This is a genomic window from Mesorhizobium sp. B1-1-6 (assembly GCF_006443035.1).
Classification (GTDB): domain Bacteria; phylum Pseudomonadota; class Alphaproteobacteria; order Rhizobiales; family Rhizobiaceae; genus Mesorhizobium.
The window spans coordinates 380490-398337 of the sequence record NZ_VFWR01000003.1 but is presented as its reverse complement, the minus strand read 5'-3'; the positions used below and the strand labels follow the sequence as shown (position 1 = coordinate 398337).

Here is a 17848-nt window from a genome sequence, read left to right as displayed (position 1 = left end):
ACGGTCCGGCCCGGGCGTTCCCATGTGGCCGTGTGCACCGGCGCGTCAGCCGGTGGTCTCGTCGTCGGGCATGGTCACCGCGATCGAGCAGCCGTCTCCGGGTCAGTCGATCCTTTTTGTGCTCACCATCACCGGCCGGATCGGCGGCGCCGGCGGCAGCAGGTCGCGAATGTCGGCGAAGGGAAACATCGGCTCGAAGCGGAAGGCTTCGGCCTGCGATCCCGGCGCGCCGTTGCACTGGCCGGCGCGAAAAAAATTCTGCGTGCGGGCGATGTCGACGAAGCGCTCCGGATCCTGCGACTGGTGCAGGCGGATCGCCTTGGCCTTGATCTCGGCCTGGGCTGATATCTCGACATAATGGGTCGGGGAGAATCCGGTGCCGCCCATCGTGTCGGCATGCAGCACCGGTACGGCGAACGACGCCGCGATGCGCACGGCGTCCGACAGCGCGCGGTGGTCGGCGTGATAGTCGTTGGACGCATGGGTAATCACCAGATCCGGTCCGGTTTCGCCAATCAGCGTCTTCAGCGCGCCGATCAGCGCGTTATCCGCCACCAGCCTGCCGTCGGGAAAGTCGAGGAAGCGCGGCGCCGCCCCGAGCAGCGCGGCCGCGGCCGTTGCCTCCTCGCGACGGACACGGGCGAGAACCGTGGGATCGCTCTTGCCGCCCCTGGCACCATCCGTGGCTATGGCAAAAGTCAGTTCTGCGCCTTGCGCCGCATAGGCCGCCATCGTACCGAACATGAATATCTCGATGTCGTCAGGATGCGCGCCGAGCGCCAGTATTTTCAACGCTTCTCTCCCCGGAAATGGAAAAACGTGACGAACGGAATCCTGCTCGCCCTGATCGCCTATGCAAGCTATTCGGGCAGCGATGCCGTTGTCAAAAGCCTGGGTGGGCAGTTCACGGTGTTCGAGATCGGTTTCTTCTCGATATTGTTCGCCGGCTGCTTTCTCTTCTTCACCCGGCCGGCGGACGAGCGTTGGCGTGATTTCTGGCGCACCAAACGGCCTTGGGCGGTGCAGGCGCGCGCCTGGGCCGGCATCGCCTCGGGCGTGCTCAGCGTTTATGCCTTCACCACCATTCCACTGGCCGAAGTCTACGCGCTCGTCTTCCTGGCGCCGCTCTGCGTCACCATCCTCTCCACGGTCGTCCTCAAGGAAAAGGTCGGGCCCTGGCGCTGGCTGGCGGTGGTCGCCGGCTTTGCCGGCGTCATGTTGGTGGTGCGACCGGGGTTTCGCGAACTCAATCTTGGGCACCTCGCCGCCTTTGGCGTGGCCTTTCTGGCAGCCGCCAGCGTCATCCTGATGCGCTCGCTGGCAAAGCAGGAAAAGCGCACGACCATGCTCGGCGTGCTGATCGGCTACGGCCTGTTGTTCAACGGCATCGGCATCGCCGCCACTTCGTTCACGCTTCCCGACGCAAGGCAGCTTGCATGGCTGATAATGGCCGGCGCCTTCACCGCATGCGGACAATTGCTGCAGCTGCTGGCCGTCAAATACGCGCCCGCCAACCGGATCGCGCCGACGCATTATTCGCAGATGGTCTGGGCGGTCATCCTCGGTGCGCTGTTCTTCCGGGAATATCCTGACTGGCTGTCGCTGGTCGGCCTCGCGGTCGTCGGTGGGTCCGGCCTGCTCACCATGGTGCGCGAGGAAGTACGGTTGGGCACGGTGCGCTGGAACCCGTTTTCGCGCACCCGGCTTTGATCTGGCGCCGGTTGCATGGCGACCACGAGCGCTGATATGCGGGCGCGATGACGACAAAAGTCTTGCCGGAGCTTCCGGTATCCGCCGTGCTGCCGGCGCTGGGCCATGCACTCGGCTCCGGCAACGGCGCCGTGCTTGTGGCGCCGCCCGGCGCCGGCAAGACGACGCTGGTGCCGCTGGCGCTGCTCGATGCGCCATGGCTGGGCACGGGCAAGATCGTGCTGCTGGAGCCGCGCCGGCTCGCCGCCCGCGCCGCCGCCCGCCGCATGGCCGAATTGCTTGATGAGGAGCCCGGCGCCACCGTCGGCTATGCCATGCGCATGGAGAACCACACTTCGGCCCGGACAAAAATACTGGTCGTCACAGAAGGTGTGCTGGCGCGGATGATCCTTGACGATCCCGAACTGCCCGGAATCTCGGCCGTGATCTTCGACGAATTCCACGAGCGCTCGCTCGACGGCGATTTCGGCCTCGCTTTGGCGCTCGACGTGCAAGGCGCGCTGCGGCCGGACCTGCGCGTCTTGGTGATGTCGGCGACGCTGGACGGCGCCCGTGTCGCGAAGCTGTTGTCGGGCGCGCCGGTGATCGAAAGCGAAGGCCGTGCCTTTCCCGTCGACATTCGCTACGACGAGCGGCCGGCCGGCACCGCAATCGAGGACGCCATGGCCAAGGCGATCCGCGACGTTCTTGCCGACGAAAGCGGCAGCGTGCTTGCCTTCCTGCCCGGCCAGCGCGAGATCGAGCGCACCGCCGAGCGGCTTGCCGGCAAGGTCGGCGCCGACACCGATATCGTGCCGCTCTACGGCATGCTCGATGGCAAGGCGCAGGACGCGGCGATCAGGCGGGCGCCGGCGGGCCGCCGCAAGGTGGTGCTGGCTACGTCGATCGCCGAGACCTCCATCACCATCGACGGCGTGCGGGTCGTCATCGATTCCGGCCTGTCGCGGCTGCCGCGCTACGAGCCGGCCAGCGGCCTGACGCGGCTGGAGACGGTGCGCGCCAGCAAGGCCTCCGCCGACCAGCGCGCCGGCCGTGCCGGACGCACGCAGGCCGGCGTCGCCATCCGACTGTGGCGCGCCGAACAGACGGCGTCGCTTCCAGCCTTCACCCCGCCGGAAATCCTCGAGGCCGACCTTTCCGGCCTGCTGCTCGACTGCGCCGCCTTCGGTGTCGCCGATCCGACGAGCCTCGCCTTCCTCGATCCGCCGCCGGCCCCGGCGCTCAACGAGGCAAGGGCGCTGCTGCGCGCGCTTGATGCCATCGACGAGGCGGGGCGGCTGACGGAAGCGGGCGCCGCGATGCGCAAGCTCGCTCTGCCGGTGCGGCTGGCGCATATGGTCGCCGAGGCGGCCCGCGGCGGCCATGCCGGCGAGGCGGCCATGCTCGCGGTGCTGCTGACCGAGCGCGGGTTGGGCGGTGACGGCGCCGATCTCGAACGCCGGCTGATGCGCTTTCGCCAGGAAAGATCGCCGCGCGCCACCGCCGCGCGGCAACTCGCCGAACGCCTGGCGAGGCAGGCCTCTTCACCCTCCCCCTTATGGGGGTCCGAAGGACGGGCGAGACCCGTGGCTCGCCCCGGAACGTCGATCCGCGAAGCGGAGCGGGGCGGGGGGCTTTGGCGCCGCACCCCCACCCCGGCGCTACGCGCCGACCCTCTCCACAAGGGGGAGGGTGGCAGCGCTGGTCCTCTCCTCATCCATGCCTGGCCGGACCGGGTCGCCAAGGCGCGCGGCGAGCGGGGGCGTTTCGTACTGGCCAACGGCTCCGGCGCCATGCTCGACGCCGCCGATCCGCTTGCCGGCGAGGCGTTTCTGGTTGTCGCCGATCTGCAGGGCAAGGCGCAGAATGCGCGCATCACGGCGGCGGCGGCGATCAGCGAGGACGATATTCGTTCAGCACTGGCGGACAGGACCGAAACCCGCAGGCAAACGAGCTTCGATCGCGAGCGCCGCGCCGTGCGCGTGCGCGAAACCGTACGCCTCGGCGCCATCACGCTGGCCGAGCGCATGCTGCCTCCGCCAACCGGCAATGAGGCCGACCGCGCCATGCTTGACGCCTTGCGCGAACATGGACTTTCGCTGCTGAGCTGGAGCAAGGAGGCCGAGACGCTGCGCCAGCGCCTGTCCTGGCTGCATCGCGGCCTTGGGGCGCCGTGGCCCGATATGTCCGACACGGCGCTTATCGATCGCCTCGACGACTGGTTGCTGCCGTTCCTGTCGGGTGCCGCATCCTTCTCGGCCATCGATCCGGGTGTCGTCCCGGCCGGGCTGACGGCGCTTGTGCCGCACGATTTGCAGCGCCGGATCGACGCGCTTGCGCCGACCCATTTCGACGTGCCGTCCGGCAGTCGCGTGCCGATCCGCTATGACGGCGAATGGCCCGTTTTGGCGGTTCGTGTCCAGGAACTGTTCGGTCTCGACCGGCACCCTGCAATCGCAGGCGGCACCGTGCCGCTGACGCTCGAACTGCTGTCGCCCGCGCACCGGCCGATCCAGACGACGCGCGACCTGCCCGGCTTCTGGCGCGGCTCCTGGGCCGATGTGCGCGCCGACATGCGCGGCCGCTATCCCAAGCACGTGTGGCCGGAAAATCCGCTGCTCGCCGCCGCCACCAGCCGCGCCAAGCCGCGCGGGACGTAGTTGCTTGGCGATTGGCGCAAACGCCATCGCTTCGTCATCCACCTAGCGCTGGCCGCCTCGCGGCTGTATTTCATGGCCATGATCAACGTATTGCGTTCTCCCGATTTCCAGCAGAGCCAGAGACTGCGCCTCAACACGCTGATCCGGCTGCGCTGGCTTGCCATTGTCGGCCAGAGCGTGACGGTGCTTTTCGTCGCCTACGGCCTGAAATTCCCACTGCCGGTCAGCCTGTGCTTTGCCCTGATCGCCTGTTCGGCCTGGATGAACCTGCTCCTTGCCTTTCGGTTCCCGGCCGCGCACCGGCTCACGCCGTTCGCGGCCTTCGGCATCCTGATCTTTGATAGCCTCCAGCTTGCCGGCCTGCTCTACATGACCGGCGGCCTTACCAATCCGTTCTCGCTGCTGATGACGGTGCCCGTGGTCATTTCGGCGACGTCGCTGCCCTTGCGCCTGACCGCGGTGCTTGGGGGGCTGGTGATGACGGCGGCGACCTTGCTGGTCTTTTTCCACTTGCCATTGCCCTGGCATGAAGGCGCGCCGCTGGCGATGCCCTTCATCTATGTTGCCGGCATGTGGATGGCGGTGCTGTCATCGATCGCCTTCACCGCTATTTACGCCTTCCGCGTGGCCGCGGAAGCCCGCCTGCTGGCCAATGCGCTCGCCGCCACCGAACTGGTGCTCCAGCGCGAGCAGCATCTGTCGGCGCTCGACGGGCTGGCCGCCGCCGCCGCGCATGAGCTCGGCACGCCGCTCGCCACCATCACGCTGGTCGCCAAGGAGATGGAAAAGGCGCTCGGCAAGGACGCGAAATACGGGGAGGATGTGACGCTGCTGCGCTCCCAGAGCGAGCGTTGCCGCGAGATACTCAAGCGCCTGACCAGCCTGTCGTCCGAGGGAGAGGCGCATTTGTCCCGCCTGCCTTTGACCTCGCTGGTCGAGGAGGTCACCGCGCCGCACCGCGACTTCGGCATCTCGATCAAGCTCAGGCCCGGCGAGCGCAGCGGCCCCGAGCCGGTCGGGCGCCGCAATCCCGGCGTCATCTACGGCCTTGGCAATTTGGTGGAGAACGCCGTCGATTTCGCCCGCGAGAGCGTCACCGTGCGCTGGAGCTGGGACGAGGCCACCGTCTCCTTCTCGATCATCGATGACGGTCCCGGCTTTCCGCCCGAGATCATCGACCGCATCGGCGAGCCCTATATGTCGACACGCCAGGGCACGGAGGCCGGCGGCGGGCTGGGGCTGGGCCTGTTCATCGCCAAGACATTGCTCGAGCGATCGGGCGCCACGCTCGACTTTCGCAATTCGAGCGGACTGGGCGAGGGCGCCATGGTGCGGATTTCATGGCCCAGAAATGTTTTCCTGAACCCGGAATCGGCGCCCGCGACGATGTTTGACACCGCGTAAATTGGACAATCGCGACGCAAAACTATATCTGCGTAAAATTAAGGCAGCAGGAATTTCAAGACGATGACAGGCGATGAAAACAGTGGCGCAATGGTTGAGGGCGAGGACACCTCGCTTCTGATCGTCGACGACGACAAACCGTTCCTGACCCGTCTGGCCCGCGCCATGGAAACCAGGGGGTTCGTGGTCGAAACGGCCGAGAGCGTCGAGGAGGCGGTTGGCAAGGCACGCGCCAATCCGCCCGCCTACGCGGTGGTCGATATGCGGCTTGGCGACGGCAACGGCCTCGACGTCGTGGCCGCCATCCGTGAGAAGCGCGAGGATTCCCGCGCGATCATCCTGACCGGCTACGGCAACATCGCCACCGCGGTGACGGCGGTGAAGCTCGGCGCCGTCGACTATCTGTCGAAGCCGGCCGACGCCGACGACGTCTTTGCCGCGCTCACCCGCACGGCCGGCGAGCGCGCCGCACCCCCGGAAAATCCGATGTCGGCCGACCGCGTGCGCTGGGAGCACATCCAGCGTGTCTACGAAATGTGCGAGCGCAACGTCTCCGAGACCGCGCGCCGCCTCAACATGCATCGCCGCACCCTGCAGCGCATCCTGGCCAAGCGCGCGCCGCGCTAGAGCGCGATGTGCTGAGCATTCCTTCGGACCGGTTTCTGCTTACGGGGAAGCATCCAATTGTCGAACTCGGCGCCGCCCCTCACCTGCCTGCCGGCATCCTCTCCCCGTATAGTGACGGGGAGAGGGGCGCTGTCATCGCCGATTTCGCTAACCACCAGCGTTGCAAAAAGGCGCCGACGCTGCGGCCAGCCTCTTTCTCCCCGTCACTATACGGGGAGAAATGCCCGGCAGGGCAATGAGGGGCGCCGCCGGCCTCGACAATAAGCCTGCCGAACAGGCGGCATAACGGAGGGTGAAATGCGGGACTTGAAACAGCGGCCGGTTTCCGTCTTGCGCGAATTTCTCGACAGCGAGGCGGCCGGCGGCATCATGCTGATGGTAGCGGCGGCATTGGCCTTGATCGTCGCCAACTCACCGCTCTCCGGAACCTATTTTGCCGTCCTCCACGCCTATCTCGGCCCGCTCAGCGTGTCGCATTGGGTCAATGATGGACTGATGGCGGTGTTCTTCCTGCTCGTCGGCCTGGAGATCAAGCGCGAGATGCTGGACGGCCAGCTCTCGACCTGGCCGCGCAGGGTGCTGCCCGGCATCGCGGCGGCCGGCGGCATGGTGGTGCCGGCGCTGGCCTATGTCGCCATCAACCGTGACAACGCGGGCGCGCTGTCCGGTTGGGCGATCCCGACCGCCACCGACATCGCCTTCGCGCTCGGCGTGCTGTCGCTGCTCGGCAGCCGCGTGCCGGCCTCGCTGAAGATATTCCTCACCGCCCTTGCCATCATCGACGATCTCGGTGCGGTCATCATCATCGCGATCTTCTACACCAGCGGTCTGTCGCTTGCCTATTTGGGCGCCGCCTTCGCGGTGATCGCCGCGCTTGTCGTGCTCAACCGCATGCGGGTGATGAGCCTCGTGCCTTACCTCGTGCTCGGCGCGATCCTGTGGGTGCTGGTGCTGAAGTCGGGCGTGCATGCCACGCTTGCCGGCGTGGCGCTGGCCCTGACCATTCCGCTCGAACGCACCGCCGGCATCGAACACGATCTCGATCATTCGCCGCTGCACCGGCTCGAGCACGGCCTGCACGCAATAGTGCCCTTCGTCGTCATCCCCATCTTCGGCTTCGCCAATGCCGGCGTTTCGCTGGCGGGCCTCAGCGTCGGCGCGCTGTTCGAGCCGCTGACGCTCGGCGTCGCCGCCGGCCTCGTCGTCGGCAAGCTGGTCGGCGTGTTCGGTTCCTCCGCGCTCGCCATCCGCTTCGGTCTCGCCGACCTGCCGGCCCATGCCGGCTGGCTGCACATGATCGGCATCTCGCTGCTGTGCGGCATCGGCTTCACCATGAGCCTGTTCATCGGCCTGCTCGCCTTCGCCAACGACGTGGCGCTGCAGGACGCGGTCAAGGTCGGCATTCTCTCCGGCTCCCTGGTCGCAGCGCTGCTCGGCGCGGCCGTCCTGCTGATGGCGCCGGCGGCGACTGAGGTGGATGAGGGCGAGGAGTAGGGGCCTATCAGCGACTTCAATGCACTCTTTTCGAGGTCGCGCTGCCCCTCATCTGCCTGCCGGCATCTTCTCCCCGTATAGAGACGGGGAGAAGGGGTGACGCGACCCCTTGGCGCTTTCTTCCATAAGTTGGCGAATCGCCGACGACAGCACCTTTCTCCCCGTCTCTATACGGGGAGAAATGTCCGGCAGGACAATGAGGGGCGGCGCCGTCGGTTGCGTTCTATCTCCTGCCTGCCAGCCTATTCGCTCTCCCCCTCCAGCGCAGGCACGGCCACCCCGGCGAGCTCCGCCGCCAGCAGCCGCGCGGCGCCGGCCCGCGCGATCCGCAGCATCAGCGCCTTGCGCGTCGCCGCCACCATGCGGTGCTCGGGCGCCTCGCGCAAAATCTCGGCGCCATAGCCGTCGGAGAGGATGAAGCCGCATTCTTCGGGAAAAATCTCCGCCGGCACGCCGGGATGGGTGGCGAAGAAGAAGCGGTCCGAGTGCAGCCGGTAGTCGGGCCATTTGCGGTCGACACGAAAATCCTCGACCGAGGATTTGATCTCGATGATCCATATGTCGCCGTGGCGGGTCAGCGCGACGAGGTCGGCGCGGCGGCCGGTCGCCAGCGACAGTTCAGGCAGCACATGCGCGCCCATTTCGCGGAGCAGGCGCTGCACCCCGCGCCGCACCAGCATGGCGCGTTCGGACTGGCGACCATCGATGAGCGGGTTCAGGGGAATCGGTGAGATGATTGGCATGACGGGACCATGCCAGATTTTGTTCACGATTTGAACCCGTACCGCTCATTTGGTGGCCACCCAAATCAATGGGTGCTCGATAGCATGAGCAGGCACGGAGAACCGTATGGCCACCTTCACTTTCCGTGATGGGTGAACGTGGCGGGACGACCTACGGCGCGGGAGAAGTCCTGGCGTTTATGAGCGACCAGGCCCCGTCGTTTCGATCGTAACCGGCACGCCCTGGCGCAACGAGTTGCTGACCGTCGAAACCGCGCTGGCACGGTCAATGATCCTTTGGGGATCGGACCCGTCCAAGGTCTCGCAGGAAACCGTCATCCTTGCCGCGGTCGCCAGCAGGGGCTTGCCGTCGAGGTCAAGCCTCACCGAGACGGCGATCCTGCCGAGTTTCACGCCGATCTCGTCGGCGACATAGCGAAGGTCGTTGCAGAAGCAGCCGCCAATCGCCAGCGCCAGCAGCTGGCCGCCATTGAAGCCCAGGCCCATGCCGCCGGCCTTGCCCTCGGGCCGGTCGACGACGATCGTGTGGCCGCCGGCCCAGCCCATGGCGGCTTCGGTGCCTTCGACATTGTGCAGTTCGACAGTCATCGAGGCCATCGGCATCCTCCCTCCGTAGCCGAGAGGCGTCGGGCCTGGCCGGCACGGATCTATGCGACCGTGACGGCTTTATCGCCGAGCGGCGCGGTTCCCGCAATGTCATCGATGATCGGGCAGTCCGGCCGGTCGTCGCCATGGCAGGCCTGGACGAGCTTCTGCAGGGTCGATCGCATCGACTGCAGCTCGCGCACCTTCTCCTCGATCGCCCTGACATGGGCGGTGGCGATCTCGCGCACGTCGTGGCTGGCGCGGCTGCGGTCCTGGTAAAGCGCCATCAACTGGCGGCAATCGTCGATGGAAAAGCCCAGGTTGCGGGCACGGCGCAGGAAGGTCAGCCGATGGATGTCGTCGCCCGAATAGTCGCGATAGCCATTGCCGGCACGCGCAGGCGCGATCAGGCCAATTTCCTCATAGTAGCGGATGGTCTTGGCTGGCAGACCGGAACGCTGGGCGGCGTCGCCGACATTCATGGTTGTTCCTCGATTCCTGCTGGCCCGAGAGTCATGGCCATTGAATTTCCTTCACAATCCGGTGAAGGCTGTTGCCGAAATGCCGCAGTTGCTGGCTTACCGGCAGGTGAGGTCTTGCATATAGGCATCGCGTACTTGGCAAGCAAAGCAAATGCCAGCATGAATGATGGCAAGAAAGCGGCCGACTCGTGCCGCGGATGTTTGGCGGGGCACGGATCACCTCATGCGCATGAAGTCGCTTGCAGTAGTTGCCGCACTGGCGCTGTCCACCGCACTCGCCGGTTGCAGCACCATTGGCGGGCAGATATTCTCCAACGACTATGGCGCGGTGACCGACGCCGGCTACCAGCTGCCCCGCATCCCGATCGAAAAGGTGCCCGCGAAGTATCACCGCCAGGAGGTGAACTACGACACCAAGGAAAAGCCGGGCACCATCATCGTCGATACGCAGAACAAGTTCCTCTACTTCGTCGAGGGTGACGGCCGGGCAATTCGCTACGGCATCGGCGTCGGCCGCGAGGGCTTCGAGTGGCATGGCACCGCCCATGTCGCCATCAAGCGCGAATGGCCGACCTGGACGCCGCCGTCGCAGATGATCAAGCGCCAGCCGGAACTCGCCAAGTTCGCCGGCGGCATGGAGCCGGGCCTGAAGAACCCGCTCGGCGCGCGCGCTCTGTACCTGTTCAACAAGGGCGGCGACATGGGCTATCGCCTGCATGGCAGCCCGGAATGGAACTCGATCGGCAAGGCGATGTCTTCGGGCTGCATCCGGCTGATGAATCAGGACATCATCGACCTTTACGATCGCGCCGAGGTCGGCGCCAAGGTCATCGTCCTCTGACCGTGACCGCGAGGTTCATGGTCAAAACCGTTCGTACGCGGACCGTCTAGGCAACAACGGACGTCCCCAACAAAAAACCGGGCAATTCGGCCCGGTTTTTTGTTGCTTGCTTTTTGAGAATCGTCGCCGCGCTCGGCGAAGACGAATGGTCAGGCGACCTGTTCGACCTGCTGGACCTCGGGAACGAAGTGGCGGAGCAGGTTCTGGATGCCGTGCTTCAGCGTCGCCGTCGATGACGGGCAGCCGGCGCAGGCGCCCTTCATGTGCAGGAACACAGTGCCGTTCTCGAAGCCGCGGAAGGTGATGTCGCCGCCATCCTGGGCCACTGCCGGGCGCACCCGTGTGTCGAGCAGCTCCTTGATGGTGATGACGAGTTCCTCGTCGGCCTTGTCATAGAACTCGCCGGTCTGGCTGGTCTCCGCGGCCGGGCCGGCATTGGCCATGACAGGCGCGCCGGACATGAAATGCTCCATGATGGCGCCCAGAATCGCTGGCTTCAGATGCTGCCAGTCGGGCCCGTCCTTGGTCACGGTGATGAAGTCGTAGCCGAAGAAGACGCCGGTGACGCCCGGTATTTCGAACAGCCGGCCGGCCAGCGGCGAGGCCGTCGCCGCACTGTCGGCATCACGGAAATCGGCGGTACCTTCCAAAAGCACTTCCTTGCCGGGCAGGAATTTCAGCGTCGCCGGGTTTGGCGTCGATTCGGTCTGGATGAACATGGCCGTCTCCGTGCCCGTCTCGGGCAGATAGTTTGGAATAATTCTAAATAAGCTCTATCGGCTGGACATTCAAGCGAAACGCATCGCCCGAATGGCTGGCTGGCGGAATGTTTTTGCGACTCCTGCCAAGCATTATGAAGTGCGCCGAGATTCGGGTCAGGCCGAGTCGAAAATGGTGGTTTCCGAGAACCGAAGCGGAGCGTACTTGAAGTACGTGAGCACCGGAAGCGCAGGAACCCGGCATTTGCAGGCCGGCATCACCCGGATACCGATACACTTCAGGCGAGGCTGTCGATCTCCTCGTCCGACAGGTTTTGCGGCACCACGGTCACCGGGATAGGGAAGGCGGCGCCCTTGCCTGCCACCGCGCCGACCAGCGGCCCGGGCCCTTCCTTGCCGGCGCCGGCCGCCAGCACCAGGATGGCGATATCCTGGTCTTCCTCGATCAGCTTGTGGATCTCTTCGGTGGGCTTGCCCTCGCGCACCACCATCTCCGGTTCGATGCCGAGCTTCTGGCGCACCTTGTTGGCATAGCTGTCGAGCGCGGTGCGTGCGGTGGCGGTCGCCTCCTCGCGCATGATCTTCTCGACGCCCAGCCAGTGCTGGAAATCGTCCGGTTCGATGACATAGAGCAGCACCAGCACGCCGCTGGTGCTCAGCGCCCGCTTCGAGGCGTAGGCGACGGCGCGCTCGCATTCGGGCGTATCGTCGATGATCGCCAGGAACTTCCGGCGATGTCCGGCTTCGCGGCTGAGGCGTTTGGAGACCATGTCTATTTACTCGATGTCATTTCGGCCGCAATCTGCCACTGCGGCTGACCGGCGGCAAGCCGCCGGTCTTTGGCCGGTATGGTGCGGGGCATAAGGATGCGGATCAGTCCTGCAGCAGCCCGATGATGTCGCGCACCGTCTTCATCGTCGCTTCGGCCAGCACGCCGGCGCGCTCGCCGCCGTCCCGCAGTACCGCGTCGACATAGGCGCGGTCATCGGAAATGCGGCGCATTTCGGCGGCGACGGGAGCCAGTTTTTCGACTGCCAGGTCGGCCAGTGCCGGCTTGAACACCGAAAACTGCTGGCCGCCGAACTCCTTCAGCACCGCCTCTTTCGATATGTCGGCAAGACCGGCATAAATGCCGACCAGGTTTTCCGCTTCCGGCCGGGTGGCGAGGCCGTCCACTTCGCTCGGCAAGGCTTCCGGATCGGTCTTGGCCTTGCGGATCTTCTTGGAGATGGCGTCGGCATCGTCGGTCAGATTGATGCGCGACAGATCCGACGGGTCCGACTTCGACATCTTCTTGGAGCCGTCGCGCAGGCTCATGATGCGCGCCGCCGGCCCGCCGATGACCGGCTCGGTGATCGGAAAGTAGCCGTTCACAATTTCCTCTCCGACCTGCATCTCGACGCCGACGCCAAGACCGGCGATGCGGTCCGAAAAGTCGTTGTTGAATTTCTGGGCGATGTCGCGCGTCAGTTCCAGATGCTGCTTCTGGTCCTCGCCGACCGGCACATGGGTGGCGCGGTAGAGCAGGATGTCGGCTGCCATCAGCGAGGGATAGGCAAGCAGGCCGAGCGAGGCGTTCTCGCGGTCCTTGCCGGCCTTGTCCTTGAACTGCGTCATCTTGTTCATCCAGCCGATGCGCGCCACGCAGTTGAAAATCCAGGCGAGCTCGGCGTGCTGCATCACCCGCGACTGGTTGAACACGATGTGCTTCTTCGGATCGATGCCGGAGGCCAGGAATGCCGCGGTGATGGAGCGCGTCTGGTCCTTGAGGTCGTCATAAACCAGCTGGGCCGTCAGCGAATGCAGGTCGACGACGCAGTAGATGCAGTCGGACGTCTCCTGCAGGGCGACGAATTTCTTGATGGCGCCGAGATAGTTGCCAAGATGCAGATTGCCGGTTGGCTGGACGCCGGAGAAGACGAGTGGCTTGAAGGCGGACATGGTTTCCTCGTGGCTTGTGGAGGGCCGTATAAGCGTGATTCCGAAAAGTTGCAGACTTTTCGGAGCCAATCACGCGGCTGGAAACCGCGTGCGGCGAAAGTCTTGCGACGGCGCGCTTATGGACGAACATGACGCTGCGATCAAGACTGCTATTGCAGTCGGGCTGCCCGGCCTACTCGTCCAGCTCGGCGTTTACGGCTGGTGGTGTCGCCTTGCCTGAGCCGCGCTTCACATTGCGGCGGATCATGCCGAAATCGGCGCCGCCGCTGGCAAAGGCCGTGACGAAGTAGAGCAGCGCCCCGCCGGCCACCAGCCCCAGCAGCGTCGTCGCCTTGACGACCAGCGGCGAGCCGGAGCCGAGCCTGGCGCTCAGCCAGTGTTCGGCGAAATAGAGGGCGACGCCCATCACCGCCGCCGAGAGCACCAGACGCGGAATGCGCTTCAAAAGAGGCACGTCGCGGCCCCAATGGCCGCGCCGGATCAGCACCCCGAGCAGCATCAGCGCGTTGACCCAGCCGGCCACCGCCGAGGCCACGGCGATGCCGGGCGCGCCCATCCTCGGAAACAGCGTCAGCGCGGTGGCGACGTTCACCGCCACCGAGATGGCGGCGAAGATCATCGGCGTGCGTGTGTCCTCGCGGGCGAAATAGCCCGGGGTGAACGCCTTGATCAGCACGAAGGCCGGCAGGCCAAGCCCGAAGATCGCCAGGATCGCCGCCACGACAGGCGTCGAATGGTTGGCGGCGAACGCGCCGCGCTCATAGACCAGCCGCACGATCGGCTCAGACATGACCCAGAGCGCCACCGCAGCCGGCAAGGTCATGAACAAGGTGAATTCGACCGAGCGGTTTTGCAGATTGGCCGCCTCGATCAGATTGCCCGACTTCAGCGCCCGCGACAGTTCCGGCAACAGCACGATCGCAACGGCGACGCCGACCACGCCAAGTGGCAGCTGGTAGACGCGGTCGGCATAGGCGAGCGAGGAGACGGCGCTGTCCTGCGCCGACGCGATGGCGGTGCCGATCAGCTGGTTGATCTGGGTGATGCCGCCGGTGATCGCCGCCGGCAGCGCCAGGATCAGGAGCCGCTTCACGTTCGGCGTCATCTTCGGCCGGCGGAAACCGATCGAGATCCCCGCGTTGCGAACCGCCACCCAGACGATGGCGAGCTGCACGAGGCCCGCCGCCAGAACGCCCCAGGACAGGCTGAAGCCGACGGCATGCGCATCCAGCCCATGATACCAGGCATAGCCAAGCACGCTGATCAGGATGATGTTGAGAAAGGCAGGCGCGATCGCCGCGGCGAAATAGCGGCGCAGCGAATTCAGCATGCCCGCCATCATGGCGGCCAGCGACATGCAGATGAGATAGGGGAACATGATCGTCGCCAGCGTGACGGTCGTCTCGAACTTCCCCGGCGTGTCGGCGAAACCCGGCGCCACCAGGTAGCGCACGATCAGCGGCATCGCCAGTTCCATGGCGATGGTCAGCGCCAGCAGCGCCGTGAACAGCACCCCGAACACTTCCTCTGAAAAGCGCTTGGCGCCGTCGGTGCCGTGCGTCTCGATCTCCTTGGCGAACAGCGGCACGAAGGCGGCGTTGAAGGCGCCTTCGGCGAACAGCCGGCGAAAGGTGTTGGGAAACTGGAAGGCGGCGTTGAAGGCGTCGGCCACCGGTCCGGTGCCCAGTGCTGCCGCCATCAGCATCTCGCGGCCGAAACCGAGCGCGCGGCTCATCAGCGTGCCGGAAGCGACCGTAGCGAATTTCTTGACGAGGCTCATGCGTTTGGAGACTGCCTGCGCGATTGGGACAAAGTGATGGTGGCGCTCACTCGGCGGCGGCCCTGGTCCTGCTGCCGCGTTCGGAGGCCGTGCCCTCGAGCGTCGCCGTCAGCCGGTTGCGGATGGTGGTGGTGCGTGACGGGCTGTCGATCTTCTGGCCGGTGAGATCGGTGACATAGAACGTATCGATCACCTTTTCGCCGAAGGTGGTGATGTGGGCCGACGCGATGTCGAGCGACAGGTCGGACAGCGTTCCGGTGATCTCCGACAACAGGCCCGGCCGGTCCAGCCCCTCGACCTCGATCACCGAAAATCGGTTCGACAGCGTGTTGCGGATTTCGGCGCGCGGCGCGATCCGGAAGACCTTGGCGCCGCGCTTGGGCTTGGTGCGCTTCTCGATCATCTCCGGCAGCCAGCTTTTGCCCGACAGCACGTCCTCGATCAGCCGCCCGACGCGCTCGGCACGCCGGCGCTCGTCCTCGTCGCGATCGAACTCCCTCGAGATCAGGATCGTGTCCAGCGCGCGGCCGTCCGAGGTGGTGAAGATCTGCGCGTCGACGATGTTGCCGCCGGCCGCCGCACAGGCGCCGGCGATCACCGACAGCAGGCGCGGATGGTCCTGCGCCAAAACGGTGATCTCGGTCACCGCCTCGAACTGGTGCGTCTTGACCATGGTGGCGAGCTTGTTGCCGGACGCATCCGCCTCGCGGATGAATTCGGCGTGGCGAAGCTGGTCCGGCAGGTCGACGGTCAACAGGTAATTCTCATAGTGCAGGCCGACATAGCGTTTGCGGATCTTGTCGGGCCAGCCGGCGAGTGCTTCGGCCAGGCACTCGCGCGCCGCCGCCGTGCGCTGGGCGCGCGACACTTCCGAGAAGCCGCCGGTGAGCAGCAGTTCGGTCTCGTAGTACAGCGTGCGCAGCAACTGGCCCTTCCAACCGTTCCAGACGCCCGGTCCGACGCCCCTGATGTCGCAGACGGTGAGGATGAGAAGCAGCTTCAGCCGCTCGACGGACTGCACGATCGAGGCGAAGTCCTCGATCGTCTTGCGATCGTTGAGATCGCGCGTCTGCGCCGTCATCGACATGACCAGATGGTTCTCGACCAGCCAGGCCACCGTTTCGGTGTCGGTGGTCGAAAGTCCCATATGCGGGCAGATGCGCCGGGCGATCCGGGCGCCGGCTTCCGAATGGTCCTCCGGCCTGCCCTTGGCGATGTCGTGCAGCAGCACGGCGATGTAGAGCGCCTCGCGGCTCTTTCTCAGTCCCGGCATCAGCGAATGCGACAGCGGATGCACCTTCTCGCCGTCGCCGCGCTCGATCTCGGCCAGCACGCCGATGCAGCGGATCAGATGCTCGTCGACCGTGTAGTGGTGGTACATCGAGAACTGCATCATGGCGACGATCTTGCCGAAATCGGGGATCAGCCGGCCGAGCAGCCCCGCCTCGTTCATGCGGCGCAGATTGAGCTCGGCGTTGCGGTCCGAGGTCAGGATGTCGAGGAACAGCCGGTTGGCCTCCTCGTCGCGTCGGAGCGATTTGTTGACCAGGCCGAGCGAGCGGGTGAGCAGCTTCAGCGCGTCGGGGTGAAACTCCAGCCCGTGCTTGTCGGCGAACCAGAACAGCCTGAGCAGATTGACCGGATCGCGCTCGAACACCTGGTCGTCGGCGATGTTGATACGGTGGTTGTCGACGATGAAATCCGACGTGCCGGCAAGCTTGCGCTTGCGGCGCTGGAAGGTGAGGAAGATGCGGTTGAAGCCCGGCACATGCTTGGCCTGCTCCTCTTCGAGCGCGGCGCAGAAGATGCGGGTCAGGTCGCCGACATCCTTGGCGACGAGGAAATAGTGCTTCATGAAGCGCTCGACCGCCGACAGGCCGGGATGCGTGGTGTAGCCCAGCCGCTCCGCGATCTCGCGCTGGATGTCGAAATGCAGCCGCTCCTCGGCCTTGCCGGTGAGGAAATGCATGTGACAGCGCACGGCCCACAGGAAATCCTCGGCCTTCTGGAATTCGCGGTATTCGGCCTGCGTGAAGACGCCCTTCTCGACCAGCTCCTCGCCGGTGCGCACCCGGTAGAAATATTTGCCGATCCAGAACAGCGTCTGCAGGTCGCGCAGGCCGCCCTTGCCGTCCTTGACGTTGGGCTCGACCAGATAGCGGCTTTCGCCGGCCTTGGCATGGCGCTCGTCGCGTTCGGCGAGCTTGGCCTGCACATATTCCGGTCCGGTGGTGCGCACCACCTCATGGTCGAAGCGCAGCATCAGTTCGTCGTAGAGCTTCTGCTCACCCCACAGGAAGCGCGCTTCCAGGATCGAGGTGCGGATGGTGATGTCGGTGCGCGACAGCCTGAGGCATTCCTCGATATTGCGGGTCGCGTGGCCGACCTTCAGCCCCAGATCCCACAGCATGTAGAGCATGTATTCGACTGTCTGTTCGCCCCACGGCGTCTGCTTGTAGGGCAGCAGGAACAGGAGGTCGATGTCGGATCCCGGCGCCAGCGTGCCGCGCCCATAGCCGCCGACCGCGACGACGGCCATGCGTTCGGCGACCGACCGGTTCTTTACCCGGTAGACATGGGTCGCGACAAAATCGTAGAGCGCCCGGATCAGCTCATCCATCAGATGCGACAGCCGCTCGGCGCAGGCATTGCCGCCGCCATCCTGTTTCAGCATGGCCTCGGCTGTTTTGCGACCCGCGGCGAGTCGGCCCTTGAGAAGCTGGAGAACCCCGGCGCGGGCGGCCGATCCGGAGCCGTCCCCGGTCGTGGCCGCCGTCAGCGCGGTCATCTCGCGGCGCAAGGCGTCGCCGTTGATCAGTTCATCGAGCTTCAAGAAGATTTTCGCCATGGTACCGGTTGGCCTTGCCTTTTGGGCGGCGTCTA

Annotated in this window: 15 protein-coding genes; 6 read left to right on the top strand and 9 right to left on the bottom strand. The window is 65.5% G+C overall.

Annotated features, from left to right (window positions below; all coding sequences use genetic code 11):
- Nucleotides 1–102: 102 nt before the first annotated feature.
- Nucleotides 103–792, bottom strand: a complete 690-nt coding sequence (locus FJ979_RS08530) for a PIG-L deacetylase family protein (RefSeq protein WP_140580546.1) — start codon at nucleotides 790–792, stop codon at nucleotides 103–105.
- A gap of 27 nt (nucleotides 793–819) precedes the next feature.
- On the opposite strand from FJ979_RS08530, the gene FJ979_RS08525 reads away from it, so the two are divergent.
- The 5 genes from FJ979_RS08525 to nhaA all read left to right on the top strand — a co-directional run bounded on the left by FJ979_RS08525 (nucleotide 820) and on the right by nhaA (nucleotide 7874).
- Complete coding sequence (locus tag FJ979_RS08525) at nucleotides 820–1710, top strand: DMT family transporter (protein ID WP_140497147.1); 891 nt, start codon at nucleotides 820–822, stop codon at nucleotides 1708–1710.
- A gap of 47 nt (nucleotides 1711–1757) precedes the next feature.
- Nucleotides 1758–4349, top strand: coding sequence for an ATP-dependent helicase HrpB (hrpB, locus tag FJ979_RS08520; protein ID WP_140580544.1), 2592 nt, complete (start codon nucleotides 1758–1760; stop codon nucleotides 4347–4349).
- Nucleotides 4350–4421: 72 nt separating this feature from the next.
- Entirely contained in the window at nucleotides 4422–5753 is a 1332-nt protein-coding gene (locus tag FJ979_RS08515; protein WP_140580648.1) for an ActS/PrrB/RegB family redox-sensitive histidine kinase, read from the top strand.
- Between the two features lie 63 nt (nucleotides 5754–5816).
- Nucleotides 5817–6380: an ActR/PrrA/RegA family redox response regulator transcription factor gene (locus FJ979_RS08510; protein ID WP_140497143.1), complete on the top strand. Its 564-nt coding sequence runs from the start codon at nucleotides 5817–5819 to the stop codon at nucleotides 6378–6380.
- Between the two features lie 297 nt (nucleotides 6381–6677).
- Nucleotides 6678–7874 carry a Na+/H+ antiporter NhaA gene (gene nhaA, locus FJ979_RS08500; RefSeq protein ID WP_140580542.1) on the top strand — a complete coding sequence of 399 codons (1197 nt, stop codon included), beginning with the start codon at nucleotides 6678–6680 and terminating at the stop codon, nucleotides 7872–7874.
- A gap of 242 nt (nucleotides 7875–8116) precedes the next feature.
- Here the strand turns inward: nhaA and FJ979_RS08490 are convergent, their stop codons facing one another.
- The 3 genes from FJ979_RS08490 to cueR all read right to left on the bottom strand — a co-directional run bounded on the left by FJ979_RS08490 (nucleotide 8117) and on the right by cueR (nucleotide 9684).
- Entirely contained in the window at nucleotides 8117–8617 is a 501-nt protein-coding gene (locus FJ979_RS08490; protein WP_140497303.1) for an MmcB family DNA repair protein, read from the bottom strand.
- Between the two features lie 177 nt (nucleotides 8618–8794).
- Nucleotides 8795–9214, bottom strand: a complete 420-nt coding sequence (locus tag FJ979_RS08485) for an OsmC family protein (protein ID WP_140512955.1) — start codon at nucleotides 9212–9214, stop codon at nucleotides 8795–8797.
- A 50-nt stretch (nucleotides 9215–9264) separates the two neighbouring features.
- On the bottom strand, nucleotides 9265–9684 hold the full coding sequence (gene cueR / locus FJ979_RS08480; protein WP_140497137.1) for a Cu(I)-responsive transcriptional regulator: 420 nt from the start codon (nucleotides 9682–9684) through the stop codon (nucleotides 9265–9267).
- Nucleotides 9685–9907: 223 nt separating this feature from the next.
- Here cueR and FJ979_RS08475 point away from each other — a divergent pair, with 223 nt between their 5' ends.
- A complete protein-coding gene (locus tag FJ979_RS08475; protein WP_140580540.1) occupies nucleotides 9908–10525 on the top strand; it encodes a L,D-transpeptidase in 618 nt (205 codons plus the stop codon).
- Between the two features lie 149 nt (nucleotides 10526–10674).
- On the opposite strand, the gene FJ979_RS08470 is transcribed toward FJ979_RS08475, so the two are convergent.
- The 5 genes from FJ979_RS08470 to FJ979_RS08450 form a co-directional block, all read right to left on the bottom strand.
- Nucleotides 10675–11244 carry a NifU family protein gene (locus FJ979_RS08470; RefSeq protein WP_140497133.1) on the bottom strand — a complete coding sequence of 190 codons (570 nt, stop codon included), beginning with the start codon at nucleotides 11242–11244 and terminating at the stop codon, nucleotides 10675–10677.
- A gap of 278 nt (nucleotides 11245–11522) precedes the next feature.
- Complete coding sequence (locus tag FJ979_RS08465) at nucleotides 11523–12014, bottom strand: universal stress protein (RefSeq protein WP_140497131.1); 492 nt, start codon at nucleotides 12012–12014, stop codon at nucleotides 11523–11525.
- Between the two features lie 103 nt (nucleotides 12015–12117).
- Nucleotides 12118–13185: a tryptophan--tRNA ligase gene (trpS, locus tag FJ979_RS08460; protein ID WP_140497129.1), complete on the bottom strand. Its 1068-nt coding sequence runs from the start codon at nucleotides 13183–13185 to the stop codon at nucleotides 12118–12120.
- A gap of 172 nt (nucleotides 13186–13357) precedes the next feature.
- On the bottom strand, nucleotides 13358–14965 hold the full coding sequence (gene murJ / locus FJ979_RS08455) for a murein biosynthesis integral membrane protein MurJ (protein ID WP_140556847.1): 1608 nt from the start codon (nucleotides 14963–14965) through the stop codon (nucleotides 13358–13360).
- A 46-nt stretch (nucleotides 14966–15011) separates the two neighbouring features.
- Nucleotides 15012–17813 carry a [protein-PII] uridylyltransferase gene (locus FJ979_RS08450; RefSeq protein WP_140580538.1) on the bottom strand — a complete coding sequence of 934 codons (2802 nt, stop codon included), beginning with the start codon at nucleotides 17811–17813 and terminating at the stop codon, nucleotides 15012–15014.
- Nucleotides 17814–17848 lie beyond the last annotated feature (35 nt).